Below are 19,890 nucleotides of genomic sequence, written 5' to 3' on the forward strand. Positions count from 1 at the left end.
TCAGCCGACCAGTCGGCTGAACAGGTGCTCCAGCTCCCGGGCCGGGTCCGCGGCGAGACCGCCGTGGACCGGACCGGGCTGGAGCACCGTCGACTTCGGCGCCTTGAGGAACCCGAACCGCTGGGTGAGCGGCTGGTCGGCCAGCGCTCCCCCGCGCTCGTCGCCGGCGCAGACCCCGTCGACGAAGGCGAGCGCGTCGCAGACCCGCTCGACGTCGACGCGAGGGTCGACGGCGCGCAGCCGATCGGCGTCGCAGTGCCAGGTGACGTCCAGGAAGTCCGCCGCCTGGCAGTAGAGCACCACACCGACGTTGACGAACTCCTCACGGTCGACGCGCGGCACGCACCGCAGGACGACGTACTGGTAGGGCATCGGGCTGCTCATGCCGCGCCCTCGACCGGGAGCCACTGGCGGGTGGCGAGGCGCGCGCTCAGGAACGAGACGTACGCCGACCGCAGCTGCTCCGGCGTCTCGGCTCCGGGCACCGGCTCGAGCCAGGAGTCGGGGACGAGCGCGACGGCGTCGGCGAGGTGGTCCCCGGTCAACAAGCCGCTGACCTCGGCATCCACGGCCGGCAGCGCGTGGCGGTAGCCGCCCAGCACGTGGTCGGAGGCATCCCACGGCTGACGGGCGAAGCGGTCGGGGTCGCCCACCCCGCCACTCCAGGCGTGGTGGAAGTACAGCGCGGCACCGTGGTCGATGACCCAGAGGTCGTCGTGCCAGAGCAGCAGGTTGGGGTTGCGCCAGGACCGGTCGACGTTGGCGCAGAACGCGTCGAGCCAGAGGACCTTCGCGGCGACCGCCGCGTGCGGGGCGAGGTCGCCGTCGTACCCGAAGGCACCCGGGAGGAAGTCGATGCCGAGGTTGAGACCGATGCTGGCGCGCAGGAGGTCCTGGACCTCCTCGTCGGCCTCGTAGCGCGCGAGGTCCGCCCGGAGGTCGAGCACGACCTGGCGCGGGGTCTGCAACCCGATCCGCTCGGCCAGGCCGGCGACGATCACCTCCGCCACGAGGACGCGCAGTCCCTGGCCCGCACCGCGGAACTTGCACACGTAGGTGCCGAGGTCGTCGGCCTCGACCACACCGGGGAGGCTGCCGCCCTCCCGCAGCGGTGTGACGTAGCGGGTCACCGAGACCGTGTCCAACGTCGGTCGGGACGTCATCCGACCGGCTTCTCGTCGGCCAGGCGCTTCTTCTCCGTCGCCACGTCGAAGTCGGCCGCGGGCCACTGCAGGTCCATCGCCTGGAGCGCGACGAGCAGCAGCTCGCCGATCGCCAGGTTGCGGTACCACTTCCGGTCGGCCGGGATGACGTGCCACGGGGCGACCTCGGTGTTGGTCCGCTCGATCGCCACCTCGTAGGCGTCCTGGTAGGCCCGCCACCGCTCCCTCTCGTCGACGTCGCCCGGGTTGTACTTCCAGTGCTTCGTCGGGTCACCCAGCCGCGCGAGCAGGCGCTCCTTCTGCTCGTCGGCCGAGATGTGGAGCATGCACTTCACGATCCGGGTGCCCTTGCCGACCAGGTCGGCCTCGAAGTCGTTGATCGCCTGGTAGCGGCGCTCGATCTCCTCGACCGGCGCGAGCTCGCGCACCCGGGCGATGAGCACGTCCTCGTAGTGCGACCGGTCGAAGACGCCGACGTAGCCGGGCTCGGGCAGCGCCTTGGTGATCCGCCACAGGAAGTCGTGCTCGAGCTCCTCCTCGGTGGGCGCCTTGAACGAGGTGATCCGCACGCCCTGGGGGTCCATCAGGCCCACGGTCGAGCGCAGCGTGCCGCCCTTGCCGGAGGTGTCCATGCCCTGCAGGACGAGCAGCAGGCTCCGGGTGCCTCCGGACGTGCCCTCGGCGAAGAGCCGCTCCTGGAGGTCGGCGAGCTCCTCGCCCAGGCCCAGGAGGGCGATCTTGCCGGCCGCCTTGTCACCGCCGAACCCGGGGGTCGCGTCGGTCGGGATCGTCGAGAGCGTCAGGGGGCCGGGCGGCACGCGCAGCGCGGTCACCAGCTCAGCGGTGTCGGTCATGGCGCTATCCAAGCACCGGCACTCAATGGGCCAGGCCGCCGCGACGGTCGACCAGGGGTGGCGTGGACGACCACGGGAAGTCGATCCACCGCTCGGTGCGGCGCCAGACGTACTCGGCGTGGATGACCGTCCACGGCTTCTCGTAGATCACGGCGGTGCGGGCCTCGGCCACGTGGTCGGCGACGAAGTCGCGCACCACCTCCAGCGTCTTGCCGGTGTCGGCGACGTCGTCGGCGATGAGCACCCTCATGCCGGTCAGGTCGATGGCCGCGGGCGTCGGCGGCAGCATGATCGGTACGTCGAGACGCTCGTCGACGCCGGTGTAGAACTCCACGTTGACGGCGCTGAGGTTCTTGACGTCGAGCGCGTAGCCCAGGCCCATGCCGAGCCCGAGACCGCCGCGGGCGATGGCGAGCACGATGTCGGGCTCGTAGCCGTCGTCGACGACCTGCTGGGCGAGCTCGCGCACGGCGGTGCCGAACAGCTCGTAGGTGAGGATCTCCCGGGCCGGCGCGTCGCTGGTCACGCGCGCCATTGTGCTACTCCGCCCCGGGTGCGTCACGACCGGATGCGGCCAGCTCGTCCTTCACGACCGCGTAGGCCATCCCCGGCGGGTAGCCCTTGCGGGCCAGCATCCCTGCGAGCCGTCGCGCGGCGACGACGTCGTCGAGCGAGCGCATGCTGCGCATCTTCTTGCGCACCAGCTCCCGGGCGACCTGCTCCTCGTCCGCCGGGTCGACCTCGTCGAGCACCTCGCGCGCGGTCTCCTCGGCGATGCCCTTGCGACGCAGCTCCTGGGCCAGCGCGCGCCGGGCGAGCCCTCGCGTGCGTTGCCGGCTGTCGACCCACAGGCGCGCGAACGCCTCGTCGTCGACCAGGCCGACCTCCTCGAACCGGTCGAGCAGCGGACCCGCCACGTCGTCGGGGACGTTGCGGCGGGCCAGCCGCTCGGCCAGCTCGTGGCGACTGCGCGCCTGGCCGGTCAGCTGGTCGAGCAGGATCTTGCGCGCGACCGACTCCTGGTCAGGCTCGGGACCGAGATCCCGCTCCTCGGTGGCCGGCTCCCTCACGTGTGCCTCCCTCGACCGACGTCACCAGCGCGACACGCTCGCGCCGTCAGAAGCTGTCGACACCGATGGGCTCGTCGGGGAGCTCGGCGAAGTCGTCGGTGCCCTCGGCGCCGGCCTCCTGGTCGACCTGCGGGCCGACCCCGAGCTTCTCGAGGATCTTCTTCTCCAGCTCGTTGGCGAGGTCGGGGTTGTCGAACAGGAACTGCCGGGCGTTCTCCTTGCCCTGGCCGAGCTGGTCGCCCTCGTAGGTGTACCAAGAGCCGGCCTTGCGCACGAGGCCGGCCTCGACGCCGACGTCGATCAGGCCGCCCTCGCGGCTGATGCCCTTGCCGTACATGATGTCGAAGTCGGCCTGCTTGAACGGCGGGGCGACCTTGTTCTTCACGACCTTGATGCGGGTGCGGTTGCCGACGGAGTCGGCGCCGTCCTTGAGGGTCTCGACCCGGCGCACGTCGAGCCGCACGGAGGAGTAGAACTTCAGCGCGCGGCCACCGGTGGTGGTCTCGGGCGAGCCGAACATGACGCCGATCTTCTCGCGCAGCTGGTTGATGAAGATCGCGGTCGTGCCGGAGTTGTTGAGCGCACCGGTCATCTTCCGCAGCGCCTGGCTCATGAGGCGCGCCTGGAGGCCGACGTGGCTGTCGCCCATCTCGCCCTCGATCTCGGCGCGGGGCACGAGCGCGGCGACCGAGTCGATGACGATCAGGGACAGCGCGCCGGATCGGATCAGCATGTCGGCGATCTCGAGCGCCTGCTCACCGGAGTCGGGCTGGGAGACCAGGAGGGCGTCGGTGTCGACGCCCAGGGCCTTGGCGTATTCGGGGTCGAGGGCGTGCTCGGCGTCGATGAACGCCACGATGCCGCCCGCGGCCTGGGCACTGGCCACCGCGTGGAGCGCGACCGTCGTCTTACCACTGGACTCGGGACCGAAGATCTCGACGACCCGGCCGCGCGGGAGACCGCCGACACCGAGCGCCACGTCGAGCGCGATCGAACCGGTCGGGATCACTTCCAGGGGGGCGCGGGTGTCGTCGCCGAGGCGCATGATCGAACCCTTGCCGTACTGCTTCTCGATGTTGAGCAGCGCCGTGTCCAGCGCCTTGAGGCGGTCGTCCGCCATGTCCTCACGTCCTTCGTCTGGTGGTCGAGCCAGGTACATCGGCGACGTTAGGGCGGGGGTCCGACACAGCCTGATCAGCCGCCTCGGTCTGTGGATCGATCCGCTCGTGGGTCGTACCTGTGGACGCTTGGTGGCTCGTGCCACCCGGTCGTCGTACGCAGGAATCTAGCCGAACACCTGTTCGAAGGCGTTCACGACACGCCGCGTGTCGCCGCCACCGTCGCCCGGGCCGTCCCGTGGGCCCGTGCCGCCGCGCCGACCACCCCGAGCGCGAGCGCCAGGGTGACGAGCGCCAGCACCGGGTAGCCCGCGAGGTCGACGACCAGCCCGGCCAACGCCCCCGCCGACGCGGCCGTCACCCCCATCACCAGGTCGGAGGTGCCCTGCACGTCGGTGCGCACGTCGATCGGCGCGTGCTCGGACACCAGGGTCGACGCGGACACCATCGCCAGCGACCACCCGACGCCGAGCAGGAACAGCCCGGCGGTCACCTGCCACGACATGCCCTCGGGCGACGACGCACACAGCAGGAGTGCGACGACGAGCACCAGTCCCCCGCTGCCCATCACCATCGGTCGACCCGCCCGGTCGGCCAGCATGCCGACCAGCGGCGAGAAGGCGAACATCCCGAGCACGTGCACGCTGAGGACCAGCCCGATGACCTCGAGCTCGGCGCCGCCGTGCTCCATGTGGAGAGGGGTCATCACCATCACCGAGATCATCGTCGCGTGGGCCAGGGCGAGACCGCCGATGGCGAATCCGACGACGGGGTGCTCCCTGACCGCCTCGCGTGCCCGCGACGCCGACGAGCCCCCGGCGGCCCGACCCACGACGACCGTGCCGGCGCGCTCGCGCGCGACGAGCAGGGGATCGGGACGCAGCATCACGAAGACCACGAGCGCCGCCACCAGCATGCCGACCGCCCCGAGGGCGAACGGGCCGGTGAGCTCGGGGATGTCGACCGCATCGGCGAACGCGCCGGCCGGTCCGGTCAGGTTGGGACCGAGCACCGCGCCGATCGTGGTCGCCCAGACGACCACCGACAGCGAACGGGCCCGGTTGCCGTCGTCGGCGAGGTCGGTGGCGGCGAAGCGGGCGGCGCTGTTGGCCGAGGACCCCGCCCCGAGGAGCGCCGCGCCGACGAGCAGGAGCGGCATCGACCCCACGACCCCGGACACGACGGCGAGCGCGCCGCCCGCCGCCCCGAGCAGGTAGCCGATCATCAGCCCGATCCGGCGCCCACGGCGCGCCATCACGGCAGCGAGCAGGAAGGACACCACCGCCGCGCCGAGGACCTGCGCGGTCTGCGCCAGGCCGGACAGCGCCTCGGACCCGGACAGGTCCTTGGCCAGCAACGACGCCGTCGCGATGCCGATGGTGATGCCGAGGGCTCCGACCGCCTGGGTCAGCACGAGCACGCGGACCGTGCGGCGGTGGAGGGCTCGGGTCTCGGCGGCGGGCTGCACCGGCGCCGGGACCGCGGCCGTCACCGCTCGCTCGCCGGCAGGTCGAGGGCCTCCCAGACCGCTGCCCACACCCGTTTCGGCGGGATGCCGGCGTCGAGCGCCTCGAGCGGCGTGCGGTGGCCGAGCTCGCCGAGCACCTGCTGCTCCGCCCAGGTGCGTGCGTAGGCCGCCCCGAGGTGCTGGTCGAGCCGCGCCCAGAACTCGGTGTGCCTCACCCGGCACCCTCCGCGAGCACCCAGCGCACGTCCCAGAGGTGGTGCACGACGTCGTGCAGGTGGTAGCGGCCCAGCGACTCCACGGTGAACTCGCTGCCGTTGCTCCGCGTGCCGGCCCGCTCCCAGTCGCGGCCGGCCACGGCGTCGTAGGCCGCGGCCACCTCCCCGGCCGCGATCGCGAGCCCGGACGCCACGTCGGCAGGGAGCTGGAGGTCGTAGCGCTCGGCGAGCGCGGTCTCGTCCTGGTCCCAGTTGGCGAAGACCGGGTCGTCCTCGGTGAGCATCAGGTCGACCCGTCCGAGGAACATCCGGTGCACGTCGCGCACGTGCGCGGCGTACTCCGTCGGCGACCAGGTCGCCGGCGCCGGTCGCTCGGCCGCGCGCGGGGAGGCCAGCACGGCCTGCCAGCCGACGGCGTTGTCGCGCACCAGCTCTCCGAGCGAGGTGCGGTCGACCGCGCCGGCGTCGAGCCCGCAGTCGGCGCAGGGCCGCTCGAGGACCCAGGTCCAGTCCTTGGTGTCGGGCTCGATCTCCGCAGGCGTGCTCACGGAGCCATCCTCCCAACCGCCACCGACACCTGCGACCGATATCCGGGCCACCGAACCACGATCCCCTGCCAGTCCGCCGCCGATCCCCCGTCGACCTGCGCAGGACCTACGATGGCCCCGATCGCCATGACCGTGACCGACCGAGACCGCAAGCTGCTCCTGGTGGTCGACGCGCCCTCGCTGCTGCACCGCAGCCACCACGCCCGTGCCCACACCCGCATCACCGACCGCTCCGGAAGGCCGGCGTGGGCGCTGGAGGGGATGGTGCGCCAGATCCTCGAGGTGATCGACGGATTCGCGCCGGACGCGGTGGTCTTCGGGCTCGACGACCGCACGTCGTCGCTGCGCCGTGACCTCTACCCGGACTACAAGGCCGGGCGCGCGGAGAAGCACCCCGAGCTGATCGACCAGATCGACCGCGCCGGGGCGCTCCTCGACGCGCTCGGCATGGCCACGATCACCCCGCCGGGGCTCGAGGCCGACGACGTCAACGCGTCCGGGGCCGCATGGGCCGGGCGCCACGGCTGGGACTGCATCATCATCACCTCCGACCGCGACGCGTTCGCCCACATCAGCGGGCACACGAAGGTGCTGCGGGTCATCAACGGCGGCATCTCCGGGTCGCCGCTGCTCAACCCCCAGCGGCTGTTCGCGATGTATGGCGTCGCGGCGGACCGCTACCTCGAGTACGCCGCGCTGCGCGGCGACGCCAGCGACAACCTTCCCGGCGTCAACGGCATCGGGGAGAAGACCGCCGCGATCCTGCTCGAGCACGCCGGGCCGATGGCGACGGTGTGGGCCGACATCGAGCACAACGAGGGGCTCGCGGTCGTCGCCGCCCTCGACTCGTGGGCGGAGGAGACCGGGGCGCGGCGCGTGGGCGCGACCGTCGTACGGCGGCTGGCCGCTCCCGGTGCGCGCGAGCGCTACGACTTCAACGTCTCCATGATGGCCGGGCGCGAGGATCTCGACCTCGGCCTGACACCGGACGTCCCCGGGAGCCCGGGCCTGCTGCCGCTCGACCCCGAGCGCATCAGCAAGGTCGTCGGGTTCCTCAACGTGGAGGCCACGACCTCGCTGGCGCTGCGGGTGCTGAGCGCCGACCCGGGCTTCGTCAGCTCGCCTTGAGCATCATCAGGTTGCGCTTGCCGTCGTGCATCAGCTCGCCGATCTGGCGGTAGCCGCGGCCGCGGTGGAACTCCAGCGACACGTCGTTGGTCTCGTAGATCTCCAGCGCGACGGGGAGATCGGCCTCGACCGCGTCGTAGAGGCGGGACGCGACGCCCTGGCGGCGGTGCGTGTCGGCGACGACGATCCGATCGAGGTAGACGAAGTCCTCGAGGCGGTCCTCGAACCACTCGTAGCGGCTCGAGTCGTAGTCGGTGCCCATCGGCAGGGTGATCACGAAGCCCGCCACGTCACCGTCGACATCGAGCACGACCGCCTGGTCGGACTTCTTCACCAGCAGAGCCGCGGACTCGTAGTCCAGCGTGCCGACGCCCTCCAGGGCGCTCTGGTTGATGTCGACGATCGTGTCGAGATCGTCGGTCCTGATCGGTCGGATAACACTGTTATCAACTGGCCTCATCGCCTTCGACGTTACGGAAATCGAGACCAGGTCTCCAGTCGAGACCCCCCGTCGTGGGCCTTCTCACACCCGGTATGAAGCAGGATGGGCCGCGTGGAAGACCTCTTGATCCGTGACGCGACGGGCGGCGACGCTGCGGCGTGCGCGGCGATCTACGGGCACTACGTCGACACCTCGTGGGCGACGTTCGAGCTGGAGCCGCCGACCGTCGAGGCGATGGCCGTCCGCATCGCCGGCTGCCAGGAGCGGCACGCCTGGCTGGTCGCCGAGCAGGACGGCCGCGTGGTCGGCTTCGCCTACGGCACCACCTTCGCCGAGCGCGCCGCCTACCGGTGGGCGACGGAGGTCAGCGTCTACCTCGACCCCGACGCGCGTCGCGGCGGGCTCGGCACCGGGTTGTACGACGTCCTGCTCCCCCGTCTCCGCGACCGCGGCCTCCACGTGGCGACCGCGCGGATCGCCCAGCCCAACGACGCGTCGAACGCGCTGCACGCGCGCTACGGCTTCGAGCGCGTCGGCCTGCTCAAGCGGATCGGCTTCAAGCTCGGCACCTGGGTCGACGTCGCGATCATGGAGCTCGAGCTGGCCCCGCCCGACCTCAGCCCGGCCGAGCCGCGCTGACCTCGGCGCCGGCTACCCACACCCGGCTGACGATCGGGACCCCCGGCCGGTAGGCGAGGTGGACGTGACTCGCCGCCTCCAGGAGCACGACGTCGCCCCGCCCGCCGATGACGAGGCTCCCGACGTCGGTCCGGCCCAGTGCCGCGGCTCCCCCAGAAGTCACGGCACGGAGGGCCTCGGCCGGGGTCATGCCCATCTCGCGGACCGCGAGCGCCACACAGAACGGGATCGAGCTCGTGTAGCAGGAGCCGGGGTTGCAGTCGCTCGCGAGCGCCACCTGCACGCCCGCGTCGAGGAGCCGGCGGGCGTCGGGGTAGGGCTGACGGGTCGAGAACTCCACCCCGGGCAGGAGCGTCGCCACGGTGCCGCTGTCGCGCAGGGCGTCGACGTCGGCGTCGGTGAGGTAGGTGCAGTGGTCGACGGCGGTGAGGCCGAGCTCGGCGGCGAGCGCGACCCCCGGGCCCGGACCGAGCTGGTTGGCGTGGAGACGGCCGCGCAACCCGGCTGCGGCCCCTGCCTCCAGCACGGCGCGCGCCTGGTCGGCGTCGAAGGCGCCCCGCTCGCAGAACACGTCGATCCACCGTGCGTGCGGCGCGGCCGCCGCGAGCATCGGGCCGGTGACCAGCTCGACGTACCCGGCGGGATCGCCGGCGTACTCCTCCGGCACGACGTGCGCGCCGAGGAAGGTGGTCTCCTCGGTGAAGCGGGACGCCACCTCGAGCGAGCGCGCCTCGTCGGCGACGCTCAGGCCGTAGCCCGACTTCACCTCGACGGTCGTGGTGCCCTGCGCCTGCATCTCCGCGACCAGTCGCGCGACGTTGGCTGCGAGCGCCTCGTCGGAGGCGGCGCGGGTGGCGGCGACGGTCGTGCGGATCCCACCGGCGGCGTACGGCTCGCCCGCCATCCGCGCGCGGAACTCCTCGGCCCGGTCGCCGGCGAAGACGAGGTGGCTGTGGGTGTCGACGAACCCGGGGAGCACCGCGCGACCGCGCGCATCGACGTAGGTGTCGGCCGCGGGCGCGTCGGCCGCGTCGCCCACCCATGCCACGCGGCCCTCGTCGAGCACGAGCGCCGCGTCGTGGCGGATGCCCAGCAGGTCGTCGGCCGCCGGGTCGTTGGTCACCAGCTCACCGATGTTCGTGATCAGGATGCTCATGCGGATCGCTCCTGCCGTCGCGCGCGGCCGCCCGAAGCGGAGTCGTGTGTCCCAGGACGCCCCAGAGGTCGGCCACAGGCACACGACCCCGATGCCGCGCCGCGAGCCCCGACCCTCATGCCCACACCTTCCCGATCGCCGCCTCGAGCTCGCGGCCGACGCGCGCGTGGTCGCCGTCGAAGACCTCGCGGCCGTCGATCACGACCGAGGTCACGTCGGCCGAGGTGGCGGCGAACACGGCGGCGTGCACGTCGCCGCCGGCACCGGCGGTCCGGGGGCTCGAGGGGTCGATCGTCACGACGCCCGACTGCTCGAGCCCGAGGGACGCGAAGCCGTGGTCGGTGGCGCAGTCGAGCAGCGCCTCGGCCGACCAGTGGCCACGGACGCCCGTGCGCAGCCGGTCGTGCATCTCCACGCCGCGCATCTCCTCGAAGAGGTCGACGACGGCGTGGCTGTCGGAGCCGAGGTTGAGCCGGGCACCGGCCGCGTGCAGGTCGCTGCCGCGCCCGAGACCGTCGGCGAGGTCGCGCTCCGTGGTCGGGCAGAGGCACACGAGCGACCCGCTGTCGCCGATGAGCCGCACGTCGGCGTCGGTCAGGTGCGTCGCGTGGACCAGCGTGGTGCGCGGGCCCAGGACGCCCTCCTCGGCGAGGAGCGCCGTGGGCGTCATGCCGTACGCCGCCCGGCAGGCGTCGTTCTCCGCCGGCTGCTCGGACAGGTGCACGTGCACCGGGCCGCCGAGGGCGGCTACGGTGCCCATCTGGTCGCGCGGGACCGCGCGCACGGAGTGGATCGCGGCGCCGACGCGCGGATCGTCGAAGGCGGCGACGCGCTCGGCCCAGGCGTCGGCCGACCCGTCGCTGAACCGCCGCTGCACGCCCTCGGGCGGCTGCCCGATGCCCGAGGTGAGGTAGCAGGTGTCGAGCAGGCGGATCGCGATCCCGGCCTCGTCGGCGGCGGCGAGGAGCGCGCGCCCCATCTCGTTGGGGTCGGTGTAGGGCGTGCCGTCGGCCTGGTGGTGCAGGTAGTGGAACTCCCCCACGGCACCGATCCCGCCCGCCACCATCTCCGCGTAGACCGCCCGGGCCAGCTCGAAGTAGAGGTCGGGCGTGAGCCGGCCCGCCAGGTCGTACATCTGCTCGCGCCAGGTCCAGAAGCTCCCCGTGCCGTGCTGCGTGCGGCCGCGCAGCGCCCGGTGGAAGGCGTGCGAGTGCGCGTTGGCCATCGAGGGGATCTGGAGGACCGTCACACGACCAGCCCCGTCAGCACCCCGGCGAGCGCCTCGACACCGGCCACGCAGTCAGCGGTCTCGGCGGTCTCGTCGGGCGAGTGGGAGACGCCCGTCGGGTTGCGCACGAAGAGCATGGCCGACGGGATCCCTGCCGCCTGGAGCACGCCGGCGTCGTGCCCGGCCTGGGTCGGGAGCACCGGGAGGTCGTGACCCACCTCGGCCGACAGCCCGGAGTCGAAGGCCACCGCGGCGGTCACCGACTCGGCCGTCACCGTGAGGTCGGTGCCGTCGCGGCCGGCGCGCTCGGCGGCCTGCTTCTGGATCGCCTCGACCAGGCTCACGAGGGCGTCGTCGGACTCGGCGCGGGCATCGAGCCACGCAGTCACCCGCGAGGGCACCGCGTTGGTGCCGTTGGGCGCGACCTCGATGCGGCCGAAGGTGGCCCGCTGGCCGGAGAGGCGGGCCTGCTTGTTTGCCGCCAGGGCGGTCATCGCGTAGGTGAGCATCGGGTCGACCCGGTCCTCCATGCGGGTGGTGCCCGCGTGGTCGGCGCGGCCGCCGATGTCGTAGCGCCACCGGCCGTGCGGCCAGATCCCGCTCGCCACACCGACCGGCGCGTCGAGGTCGACCAGCCCTCGGCCCTGCTCGACGTGGAGCTCGACGTAGCGGCCCACCCGGTCCAGCCAGGGGGTCGGCGCCCCGCCCTCGACGCAGTCGCCGAGGGCGACGCCGGAGCGGTCGGTCAGGTCGCGCACGTCGTCCCATGCGGCCGCGCCCACCGCCAGCCGCGAGCCGAGGCAGGCCCGTCCGAAGCGCGAGCCCTCCTCCTCGACGAACACGCCGACGCCCAGCGCGCGTTGCGGGGCGACGCCGCGCTCGCGCATCACGTCGATCGCGGCCAGCGCGGACACGACACCGAGCGGGCCGTCGTACGCACCGCCGTCGAGGACGCTGTCGAGGTGGCTGCCGGTGAGCACCGCGTCACCCCCCTCCGGATCCCCCCACCAGGCGACGAGGTTGCCGAAGGGGTCCTCCTCGACCACCAGGTCGCGCGCGGCGGCGGCCTCGCGGAACCACGCGCGGAGCTCCATCTCGGCGCTGGCCCACGGCTGCCGGAAGTAGCCGCCGGACGTCGCCGAGCGGCCGATGGGCGCGAGCTCGCGCCACATGTCCTCGAAGGACATCAGCCCTCCTGCACGGGGATCCGGACCCCACGCTCGCGAGCGACCTCGGCGGCGCGGTCGTAGCCCGCGTCGACGTGGCGGATCACGCCCATCCCCGGGTCGTTGGTGAGCACCCGCTCGATCTTCTGCGCTGCGAGCTCGGTGCCGTCGGCGGCACAGACCTGTCCGGCATGGATCGAGCGTCCCATCCCGACCCCACCCCCGTGGTGGATCGACACCCAGGTCGCGCCCGACGCGGTGTTGACCAGCGCGTTGAGCAGCGCCCAGTCGGCGATGGCGTCGGAGCCGTCGAGCATCGCCTCGGTCTCGCGGTAGGGCGACGCGACCGACCCGCAGTCGAGGTGGTCGCGACCGATCACGACCGGTGCCTTGAGCTCGCCCGAGGCCACCATCTCGTTGAACCTCAGCCCGGCCAGGTGGCGTTCGCCGTAGCCGAGCCAGCAGATGCGCGCCGGCAGGCCCTGGTAGTGGACGCGCTCCTGCGCCATGGTGATCCACTTGCGGAGCCGCTCGTTGTCGGGGAAGAGCTCGAGGATCGCGCGGTCCGTCGCCTCGATGTCGGCGGGGTCGCCGGAGAGCGCGGCCCAGCGGAAGGGCCCCTTGCCCTCGCAGAACAGCGGCCGGATGTACGCCGGCACGAAGCCCGGGAACTCGAAGGCCCGGTCGTAGCCGCCCTTGCGCGCCTCGTCGCGGATGGAGTTGCCGTAGTCGAAGACCTCGGCGCCGGCGTCCTGGAACTCCACCATCGCCCGCACGTGCGCGGCCATCGAGGCCTGCGCCTCCTTCGTGAAGCCGTCGGGGTCGCGCTCGGCGCGCTCGTGCCACTCCTCGAAGGGCACCCCGACCGGCAGGTAGGACAGCGGGTCGTGCGCCGAGGTCTGGTCGGTCACGATGTCGATCGGCGCCTTCAGCTCCAGCAGCCGCGGGAAGATCTCCGCCGCGTTGCCGAGCAGGCCGATGGACAGGCCGCGCCGCTCGTCGCGCGCCGCGACGGCGAGCTCCAGGGCATGCTCCAGCGAGTCGGCCTGCACGTCGAGGTAGCGGTGCTCGATGCGGCGGGTGATCCGCGACTGGTCGACGTCGACGCAGATCGCGACGCCGTCGTTCATCGTGACGGCCAGCGGCTGCGCGCCGCCCATCCCGCCGAGGCCGGCGGTCAGGGTGATGGTGCCGGCGAGCGTGCCGCCGTACCGCTTGTCGGCGACGGCCGCGAAGGTCTCGAACGTGCCCTGAAGGATGCCCTGGGTGCCGATGTAGATCCACGAGCCGGCGGTCATCTGGCCGTACATCGTGAGCCCGAGCTCCTCCAGGCGCCGGAACTCCTCCCAGTTGGCCCAGTCGCCGACCAGGTTGGAGTTGGCGATGAGGACACGCGGCGCCCACTCGTGGGTGCGCATCACGCCGACGGGCTTGCCGCTCTGCACGAGCATGGTCTCGTCGGGCTCGAGGTCGCGCAGCGTGCGGACAAGGGCGTCGTAGGCCTCCCAGCTGCGCGCCGCCTTGCCGGTGCCGCCGTAGACCACGAGGTCCTCGGGCCGCTCGGCGACCTCGGGGTCGAGGTTGTTCATCAGCATCCGCAGCGGAGCCTCGGTCTGCCACGACTTCGCCGAGAGCTCGGTGCCGGTGGCGGCGTGGATCGGCAGGCGGGGGTTGGTCGTCGGGTCGGTCACAGCAGGTCTCCGATCACGGACCGGGCGGCATCGAGCACCGCACCGGAGTGGACGAGCGAGACGGCGGTCTCGATCTCGGGTGAGAGGTGGCGGTCGGGTCCGGGGCCGGCGATGCCGGCCTCGCGGAGGAGTCGTACGACGGCGGCGGTGGCCGGCGACGGAGTGAGCGGCGCTCGCAGGTCCAGCGCCCGGGCCGCGGTGAGGACCTCGACGGCGACGACGCGGGTCAGCCCGTCGACGGACCGGCGCAGCTTGCGGGCCGCCGACCAGCCCATGGAGACGTGGTCCTCCTGCATCGCGCTCGACGGGATCGAGTCGACGCTGGCCGGGACCGCGAGCCGCTTCATCTCCGACACGATGGCGGCCTGGGTGTACTGCGCGATCATGTGGCCGCTGTCGACGCCGGGGTCGTCGGCCAGGAACGGCGGCAGGCCGTGGTTGCGCGCCTTGTCGAGGAAGCGGTCGGTGCGGCGCTCGCTGATCGACGCGACGTCGGCCGCGACGATCGCCAGGAAGTCGAGCACGTAGGCGACGGGCGCGCCGTGGAAGTTGCCGTTGCTCTCCAGGCGACGCTCCTCGGGGAGGACCACCGGGTTGTCGACAGCGCTCGCGAGCTCGCGCTCGGCGACGGTGGCGGCCCACCCGACGGTGTCGCGAGCGGCGCCGTGCACCTGGGGCGAGCAGCGCAGCGAGTAGGCGTCCTGGACCCGGTTGCAGTCGGGGCCGCGGTGCGAGGCGACCACGCCGGAGTCGGCGAGCAAGGCCGTGAGGTTGGCGGCCGAGTCGGCCTGGCCGGGGTGCGGGCGGATCGCCTGGAGCTCCGGCGCGAAGACCCGGTCGGTGCCGAGCTGGCCCTCGACCGACATCGCCGCGGCGATGTCGGCGGTCCGGAGCAGGCGGAGCAGGTCGGTGATCGCCAGGACGAGCATCCCGAGCATGCCGTCGGTGCCGTTGATGAGCGCGAGGCCCTCCTTCTCCGCGAGCTCGACCGGCTCGAGCCCCGCGGCGGCGAGCGCCTCGGCAGCCGGCATCAGGGTGCCGGCCGCGTCGCGGACCTCGCCCTCGCCCATCAGGGCGAGCGCGCAGTGGGACAGCGGGGCGAGGTCACCGGAGCAGCCGAGCGAGCCGTACTCCCGCACCACCGGCGTGATGCCGTGGCTGAGCAGGTCGGCCATCAGCTGGGCCGTCTGCCGTCGTACCCCGGTGTGACCGGTGGCCAGCGTGGAGAGGCGCAGCAGCATCAGTGCGCGCACCACCTCGCGCTCGACCTCCGGGCCCGAGCCGGCCGCGTGCGAGCGCACGAGCGAGCGTTGCAGCTGGGTGCGGAGCTCCGGCGCGATGTGGCGGGTGGCGAGGGCGCCGAAGCCGGTGGACACGCCGTACGCCGGCGTGGGCGACGCGGCGAGCTCCTCCACCACCGTGCGTGCCCGGTCGACCGCGGCGAGCGCTTCCTCCGAAAGTCGCACCCCCGCTCCCCCACGCGCGACCGCGATGACGTCTGCGAACGAGACGGGTCCCGTGCCGACCTCGACCTTGGTGTCTCCCATGCCCTCATCCAACGCCTCCCGACAGGCGGTCGACCAGGGTCTCGGACACACTCTTGTCTCGTATACGAGACAATTGGGGCGGTGCGCGCCCCAGGACGGCGGCCCGATGTCGGAGGTCGGCGCCACCATGGCTCCCACCCCACCGACCGAGGAGACTGCGATGCCCACCCGAGACGAAGCCTGGCCCACCGGCACCCCCAACTGGGTCGACCTGAGCGCCGACGACAGCACGGCCGCGGCGCGGTTCTACAGCGAGCTCTTCGGCTGGCGGGTGGACCCTCCGGCCGAGGACGCCGGCGGCTACGCGATCGCGACCAAGGACGACCGTCCGGTCGCCGGCATCGGCCCGAAGCCGGTGCCCGAGATGCCCAGCAACTGGGCGACCTACATCGCGACCGACGACGCCGACGCGACGGCGAGGGCGGTCACCGACGCCGGTGGCTCGCTGCACATGGAGCCGTTCGACGTCGAGACCGCGATGGGCAAGCACGGACGGATGTTCTTCGGCACCGCAACCGACGGCTCGACCTTCGGCGTGTGGGAGGCCGGCAACCACATCGGTGCGGGCGTCTACAACGAGCCCGGCGCGCTCGCCTGGAACGAGCTGCACTCCCGCGACCTCGACAGCGGCAGGGCGTTCTACGCCGAGGTGTTCGGCTACGAGTTCGACGACATGTCCAGCGACGACTTCACCTACCTGGTCTTCAAGCGCCCCGGCGAGGACGACGGCGTGGGCGGCATGGGCACCGCGGCCATGCTGCCCGAGGGCGTGCCGTCCGTCTGGCTGGCCTGGTTCGCGGTCGACTCGTGCGACGCCACCGTGGCGAAGGTCCAGGAGCTCGGCGGCTCCGTGCGGGCCGAGCTCGGTGACTCCCCGTTCGGCCGCATGGCTGTCGTGGAGGGCGCCCAGGGCGAGGTCTTCGGCGTCATCGGCCTGTCCGAGGCACAGGAAGAGGCGTCCACGACAGACTGACGTCATGGGACAGGTCCCCTCCGCCACCCGCGCGCTGCGGGTGCTGCGGTTCCTGGCTGCGCAGCCCGAGCCCGTGCCGCTCGAACGGGTGACGGCGGCGGTCGGGATCCCGCGGTCCTCGGCGTACCACCTCCTCACCGCCATGGTGGAGGAGGGCTTCGTGGTGCACCTCCCCGAGGAGCGGAGGTACGGCGTCGGCGTCGCCGCCTTCGAGGTCGGCTCCGGCTATGCCCGCCAGGCGCCCCTGCAGCGGATCGCCCGGCGCCCGCTGGCCGCGCTGGTCGACCAGGTCGGGCAGTCGGCGCACCTGGCCGTGCTGCACGGGCGCGACGTGCTCTACGTCCTGGAGGAGCGCGCCCCCGGCCGGCCGCCGCTGGTGACCGACGTGGGCGTCCGGCTGCCCGCGCACCTGACGGCGAGCGGTCGCGCCATCCTGGCGCAGCTGCCCGCCGCCCAGGTGCGGGCGCTCTACCCGGACCGCGCGGCGTTCGTCGACCGCACCGGCGTCGGCCCGCAGTCGCTGACCGCGCTCCGGTCGGTCCTGGCCGACACCCGCCGCCGTGGTCACGCCCGCGAGGACGGCGAGGTCACGCCCGGGCTCGCTAGCGTCGCGGCGGCCGTGCTCGACCACAACGGGCACCCGGTCGCCGGTGTCGCGGTCACCTACCCGGCCGGCGAGGCCGACGCCGCCTCGGTCGCGGACGCCGCCTCCGGCACGGCCGCCCTCCTCAGCCGGCGCCTGGGCGGGCGCTGACGTCGCCGCCGGGAGAGAATCGGCCATGACCACCGACCTCACCGCGCTCGTCGCGAGCCTCCACGAAGCCGTCCAGCGGGCGACCAGCGAGGCCCAAGCCATCGAGGACCCCTCGACCAGCCGGGCGATCACCGAGCTGGCCCAGGCCGTCGACGCGATCGCCCGGCACCTCAAGAGCGCCGGGTGCTGATCGCGACCGACCTCGACGGCACGCTGGTCCCCCACGACCGGGTCGCGCCGTCCGCTCGCACGGCGGAGGTGCTCGAGCGGGCGGACTGCGCCGGCATACCGATCGTCTTCGTCACCGCGCGGCCGCTGCGCTGGATGGAGGACTTCTGGCCCCACGTCGGGCGCCACGGCCTCGCGATCGTCTCCAACGGCGCGGTCGTCTACGACGCCCACGCCCGCGAGCCGATCGCGGTGCACGGCCTCGACCCGGAGGTGGGGCTCGCCGTGACCGAGGCGATCACGAGGACGGTGCCGGGGGCGACGTACGCCATCGAGTGCCTCGACGGCATCCGCCGCGACCCGGAGTTCGTCGAGCAGTACCGGGTGCCGGAGGGCTCGCCCGTCGGCCCGCTCGAGGAGATCTGGGACGTGCCCGCGCTCAAGCTCCTCGTGCGCCACCCGGGGATGGACGACGACGACCTCCGCGCCGCCACCATCGCGGCGGTCGGGACCGCGGCCACGGCGACGTGGTCGGTCGGCGGCCTGGTCGAGATCAGCGCAGCGGGCGTCACCAAGGCCAGCGCCCTGGTCGAGCTCTGCGCCCGGCTGGGCATCGTCGCCGACGACGTGGTGGCCTTCGGAGACATGCCCAACGACATCCCGATGCTCGCCTGGGCCGGGACGTCGTACGCCATGGCCGGGGCTCACCCCGACGTCGTCGCAGCGGCTGACCACCTCGCTCCCCCGTGCGCCGAGGACGGCGTCGCCCAGGTGGTGGAGCGCCTGCTCGGCTGACCGCTCAGGCCCGCAACGCCTGGCGACAGCTGCCCAGGGCGGCGAGCATCACGACCCCGTCGACGATCGCGAGCCACGAAATGTTCGCGACGTGGGCAGCGGGGAAGAGCACCGCGCCCAGGACCAGCAGCGGGGGCCACCAGGTCGCAGCCCGGCGCCGCAGCGCGACCGCCGCCACCAGGAAGGTCAGCGGGAAGAAGAAGCCCATCGTCTTGAACAGGTTCGCGCGCCCGTCGGCGTCGAAGAGGTCGTTGCCGCCGAGGGAGACGTGGAGGGTGTTCTCGCCGACGCCGGCGTTCCCCACCACTCCGAGCAGCGCGACGACGAGCAGGATCGCCTGCGGCCACCCCCGGACCAGGCTGACCAGCTTCACGGCGGCCAGGCCGTACAGCGCTGCCGCGACGATGTGGAGCGCGGCGGTCGTGCCGTCGTCCCAGCCCCGGACCGCATAGCTGCAGTCGACGGCGAGGTAGACGGCCGGGGCCAGCACGAGGGAGGCGTCCAGCAGTCGCCGGGTGGGTGCGGAGATCGCGGGAGCGGTCGTCCCGAGGTCGGGGGCGAGGTGGTGGGTGACGTCGGTCATGGCGGGCCCTCTCGGTCGGTGGTGGAGAGCTCAGGCTGCGATCGACCGGGGCGGTCGCGCTCCGGGGGAAACCCTCGGAAGTGCTCCCCGGCGACATTCCAGGGATAACCCTGTACGCCTCACCGGCGTGGTCTGGGCCACCATGGGCCGGTGACCACGGAGCAGCCGCGCCCCTCGGACCTGCTCGTCCCGCTCGTCGCGCTCGGGGTGGTCGTCGCGCTGGTCTCGGCGGGCTTCGCCCACGGGCTCTGGCTCGCCAACCTCCACAACGGACTGCTCGCGCTCGCCTTCGGCGGGGTCGCCGCCTGGACCCTCCTGCTCCGACCGCGCCACCCCGAGGCCCTGCTCCTCGCCGCCGTCGGCGTGCTCGAGGGCGTCCTCTTCCTCGGCCGCCAGGTCGCCCACGACGCAGCCGGCGACGCCGACAGGTGGTGGGGCTGGTTCGGCGTCTGGCCGATCGCGACCATCCTCGCGCTGACCACCTGGGCGGTGCTGTGCTTCCCCGAGGGCCGGTTCCTCTCGCGCGGGTGGCGGCTGACGGCGTACGCGATCATGACGGTGGCGGTGGCGTGCTCGCTGCTGTCGGCCCTCTGGCCCGTGGAGTACGACGCCGCCGGCGTCACCACACCACACCCCCTCGACCTCGGGGGTCTGTCGATGGCGCGCGCCGCGTGGGACGTCGTCGCCCACCCGGCGTACGCCGTCTTCCAGCTCATCTGGGTGGCCGGCGTCGTGGCCCGCTGGCGGTCCGCCAACGGGATCCTGCGCCAGCAGCTCGCCGTGCTCGTCGGTGCGGTCGGCCTCGCGGCAGGCGCGCTCCTCGTCGGGCTGGTCGCCTTCCACTCCCCGCGGCCGGGACTCCTCGCCACCACGCTCGTGCCCCTCGCAGCGGGGTGGGTCATGGTGCGGCTCAGCCTCGAGCGCGTCGTCGAGGAGACCCGCGCGACAGGAGGCCTGGCCGGCCTGTCCCCCCGGGAGAACGAGGTCCTCGACCTCATCGCCCAAGGACTCTCGAACAAGGCGATCTCCGAGCGGCTGCACCTCAGCATCAAGACCGTCGAGCCGATCGTGAGCTCGATCTTCACCAAGCTGCGGCTGCCGGCCGACGAGACGACGAACCGACGGGTGCTCGCGGTGCTCGCGAGAGCCGGGACCCGGCCGCGCCCCGACGGCGGCGCCTGACG

The 19,890-nt window shown here is 72.9% G+C and carries 23 protein-coding genes; 7 read left to right on the forward strand and 16 right to left on the reverse strand.

Annotated features, from left to right (window positions below):
• The 9 genes from ACAX67_RS15105 to ACAX67_RS15145 all read right to left on the reverse strand — a co-directional run bounded on the left by ACAX67_RS15105 (position 1) and on the right by ACAX67_RS15145 (position 6,436).
• Positions 1–384 (reverse strand): DUF3037 domain-containing protein, encoded by a 384-nt coding sequence (locus tag ACAX67_RS15105; RefSeq protein ID WP_370704694.1) that lies wholly within the window; start codon positions 382–384, stop codon positions 1–3.
• On the reverse strand, positions 381–1,163 hold the full coding sequence (locus ACAX67_RS15110; protein WP_370704695.1) for a HipA family kinase: 783 nt from the start codon (positions 1,161–1,163) through the stop codon (positions 381–383). Before ACAX67_RS15110 ends, ACAX67_RS15105 begins: the two co-directional genes overlap by 4 nt.
• Positions 1,160–2,017, reverse strand: a complete 858-nt coding sequence (locus ACAX67_RS15115) for a polyphosphate kinase 2 family protein (RefSeq protein WP_370704696.1) — start codon at positions 2,015–2,017, stop codon at positions 1,160–1,162. Before ACAX67_RS15115 ends, ACAX67_RS15110 begins: the two co-directional genes overlap by 4 nt.
• A 22-nt stretch (positions 2,018–2,039) precedes the next feature.
• Complete coding sequence (locus ACAX67_RS15120; protein WP_527891028.1) at positions 2,040–2,543, reverse strand: phosphoribosyltransferase; 504 nt, start codon at positions 2,541–2,543, stop codon at positions 2,040–2,042.
• 13 nt (positions 2,544–2,556) lie between these two features.
• Positions 2,557–3,087 (reverse strand): regulatory protein RecX, encoded by a 531-nt coding sequence (locus ACAX67_RS15125; protein WP_370704698.1) that lies wholly within the window; start codon positions 3,085–3,087, stop codon positions 2,557–2,559.
• Between the two features lie 46 nt (positions 3,088–3,133).
• A complete protein-coding gene (gene recA, locus ACAX67_RS15130) occupies positions 3,134–4,207 on the reverse strand; it encodes a recombinase RecA (protein ID WP_370704699.1) in 1,074 nt (357 codons plus the stop codon).
• 191 nt (positions 4,208–4,398) lie between these two features.
• Positions 4,399–5,697, reverse strand: coding sequence for an MFS transporter (locus ACAX67_RS15135; protein ID WP_370704700.1), 1,299 nt, complete (start codon positions 5,695–5,697; stop codon positions 4,399–4,401).
• Positions 5,694–5,888, reverse strand: a complete 195-nt coding sequence (locus tag ACAX67_RS15140) for a DUF3046 domain-containing protein (RefSeq protein ID WP_370704701.1) — start codon at positions 5,886–5,888, stop codon at positions 5,694–5,696. The genes ACAX67_RS15135 and ACAX67_RS15140 overlap by 4 nt, the downstream gene beginning before the upstream one ends.
• Positions 5,885–6,436, reverse strand: coding sequence for a DinB family protein (locus tag ACAX67_RS15145; protein ID WP_370704702.1), 552 nt, complete (start codon positions 6,434–6,436; stop codon positions 5,885–5,887). Before ACAX67_RS15145 ends, ACAX67_RS15140 begins: the two co-directional genes overlap by 4 nt.
• A 126-nt stretch (positions 6,437–6,562) precedes the next feature.
• On the opposite strand from ACAX67_RS15145, the gene ACAX67_RS15150 reads away from it, so the two are divergent.
• A complete protein-coding gene (locus tag ACAX67_RS15150; RefSeq protein ID WP_370704703.1) occupies positions 6,563–7,564 on the forward strand; it encodes a 5'-3' exonuclease H3TH domain-containing protein in 1,002 nt (333 codons plus the stop codon).
• Here ACAX67_RS15150 and ACAX67_RS15155 read toward each other — a convergent pair.
• Complete coding sequence (locus ACAX67_RS15155; protein WP_370704704.1) at positions 7,551–8,024, reverse strand: GNAT family N-acetyltransferase; 474 nt, start codon at positions 8,022–8,024, stop codon at positions 7,551–7,553. The two genes, ACAX67_RS15150 and ACAX67_RS15155, sit on opposite strands and share 14 nt — an antisense overlap.
• Before the next feature lie 84 nt (positions 8,025–8,108).
• Between ACAX67_RS15155 and ACAX67_RS15160 the strand changes: the two genes are divergently transcribed.
• Positions 8,109–8,645: a GNAT family N-acetyltransferase gene (locus ACAX67_RS15160; protein ID WP_370704705.1), complete on the forward strand. Its 537-nt coding sequence runs from the start codon at positions 8,109–8,111 to the stop codon at positions 8,643–8,645.
• On the opposite strand, the gene hutI is transcribed toward ACAX67_RS15160, so the two are convergent.
• From hutI to hutH, 5 genes are all read right to left on the reverse strand, one after another.
• Entirely contained in the window at positions 8,623–9,801 is a 1,179-nt protein-coding gene (gene hutI / locus ACAX67_RS15165) for an imidazolonepropionase (RefSeq protein WP_370704706.1), read from the reverse strand. The two genes, ACAX67_RS15160 and hutI, sit on opposite strands and share 23 nt — an antisense overlap.
• 115 nt (positions 9,802–9,916) lie before the next feature.
• Positions 9,917–11,050: a formimidoylglutamate deiminase gene (locus tag ACAX67_RS15170; RefSeq protein ID WP_370704707.1), complete on the reverse strand. Its 1,134-nt coding sequence runs from the start codon at positions 11,048–11,050 to the stop codon at positions 9,917–9,919.
• Complete coding sequence (locus ACAX67_RS15175) at positions 11,047–12,216, reverse strand: allantoate amidohydrolase (RefSeq protein ID WP_370704708.1); 1,170 nt, start codon at positions 12,214–12,216, stop codon at positions 11,047–11,049. Before ACAX67_RS15175 ends, ACAX67_RS15170 begins: the two co-directional genes overlap by 4 nt.
• The gene (gene hutU, locus ACAX67_RS15180) at positions 12,216–13,886 is read right to left on the reverse strand and encodes a urocanate hydratase (RefSeq protein ID WP_370704709.1); all 1,671 of its coding nucleotides are present in this window, start codon (positions 13,884–13,886) and stop codon (positions 12,216–12,218) included. Before hutU ends, ACAX67_RS15175 begins: the two co-directional genes overlap by 1 nt.
• The gene (gene hutH, locus ACAX67_RS15185) at positions 13,883–15,433 is read right to left on the reverse strand and encodes a histidine ammonia-lyase (protein ID WP_370704710.1); all 1,551 of its coding nucleotides are present in this window, start codon (positions 15,431–15,433) and stop codon (positions 13,883–13,885) included. Before hutH ends, hutU begins: the two co-directional genes overlap by 4 nt.
• Positions 15,434–15,593: 160 nt before the next feature.
• Between hutH and ACAX67_RS15190 the strand changes: the two genes are divergently transcribed.
• From ACAX67_RS15190 to ACAX67_RS15205, 4 genes are read left to right on the forward strand one after another with little or no spacing between them, the layout of a single operon-like run.
• Positions 15,594–16,406 carry a VOC family protein gene (locus ACAX67_RS15190; protein WP_370704711.1) on the forward strand — a complete coding sequence of 271 codons (813 nt, stop codon included), beginning with the start codon at positions 15,594–15,596 and terminating at the stop codon, positions 16,404–16,406.
• A gap of 4 nt (positions 16,407–16,410) precedes the next feature.
• Positions 16,411–17,160 carry an IclR family transcriptional regulator gene (locus ACAX67_RS15195; protein ID WP_370704712.1) on the forward strand — a complete coding sequence of 250 codons (750 nt, stop codon included), beginning with the start codon at positions 16,411–16,413 and terminating at the stop codon, positions 17,158–17,160.
• A 25-nt stretch (positions 17,161–17,185) separates the two neighbouring features.
• Positions 17,186–17,350 carry a hypothetical protein gene (locus tag ACAX67_RS15200; RefSeq protein WP_370704713.1) on the forward strand — a complete coding sequence of 55 codons (165 nt, stop codon included), beginning with the start codon at positions 17,186–17,188 and terminating at the stop codon, positions 17,348–17,350.
• Positions 17,344–18,123, forward strand: coding sequence for an HAD family hydrolase (locus tag ACAX67_RS15205; RefSeq protein ID WP_370704714.1), 780 nt, complete (start codon positions 17,344–17,346; stop codon positions 18,121–18,123). Before ACAX67_RS15200 ends, ACAX67_RS15205 begins: the two co-directional genes overlap by 7 nt.
• Positions 18,124–18,127: 4 nt before the next feature.
• On the opposite strand, the gene ACAX67_RS15210 is transcribed toward ACAX67_RS15205, so the two are convergent.
• Entirely contained in the window at positions 18,128–18,706 is a 579-nt protein-coding gene (locus tag ACAX67_RS15210; protein ID WP_370704715.1) for a hypothetical protein, read from the reverse strand.
• Between the two features lie 150 nt (positions 18,707–18,856).
• Between ACAX67_RS15210 and ACAX67_RS15215 the strand changes: the two genes are divergently transcribed.
• Positions 18,857–19,888: a response regulator transcription factor gene (locus tag ACAX67_RS15215; RefSeq protein ID WP_370704716.1), complete on the forward strand. Its 1,032-nt coding sequence runs from the start codon at positions 18,857–18,859 to the stop codon at positions 19,886–19,888.
• Positions 19,889–19,890 lie beyond the last annotated feature (2 nt).

It is taken from the genome of Nocardioides candidus (genome assembly GCF_041321175.1).
In the GTDB taxonomy this organism is placed as follows: Bacteria; Actinomycetota; Actinomycetes; order Propionibacteriales; family Nocardioidaceae; genus Nocardioides.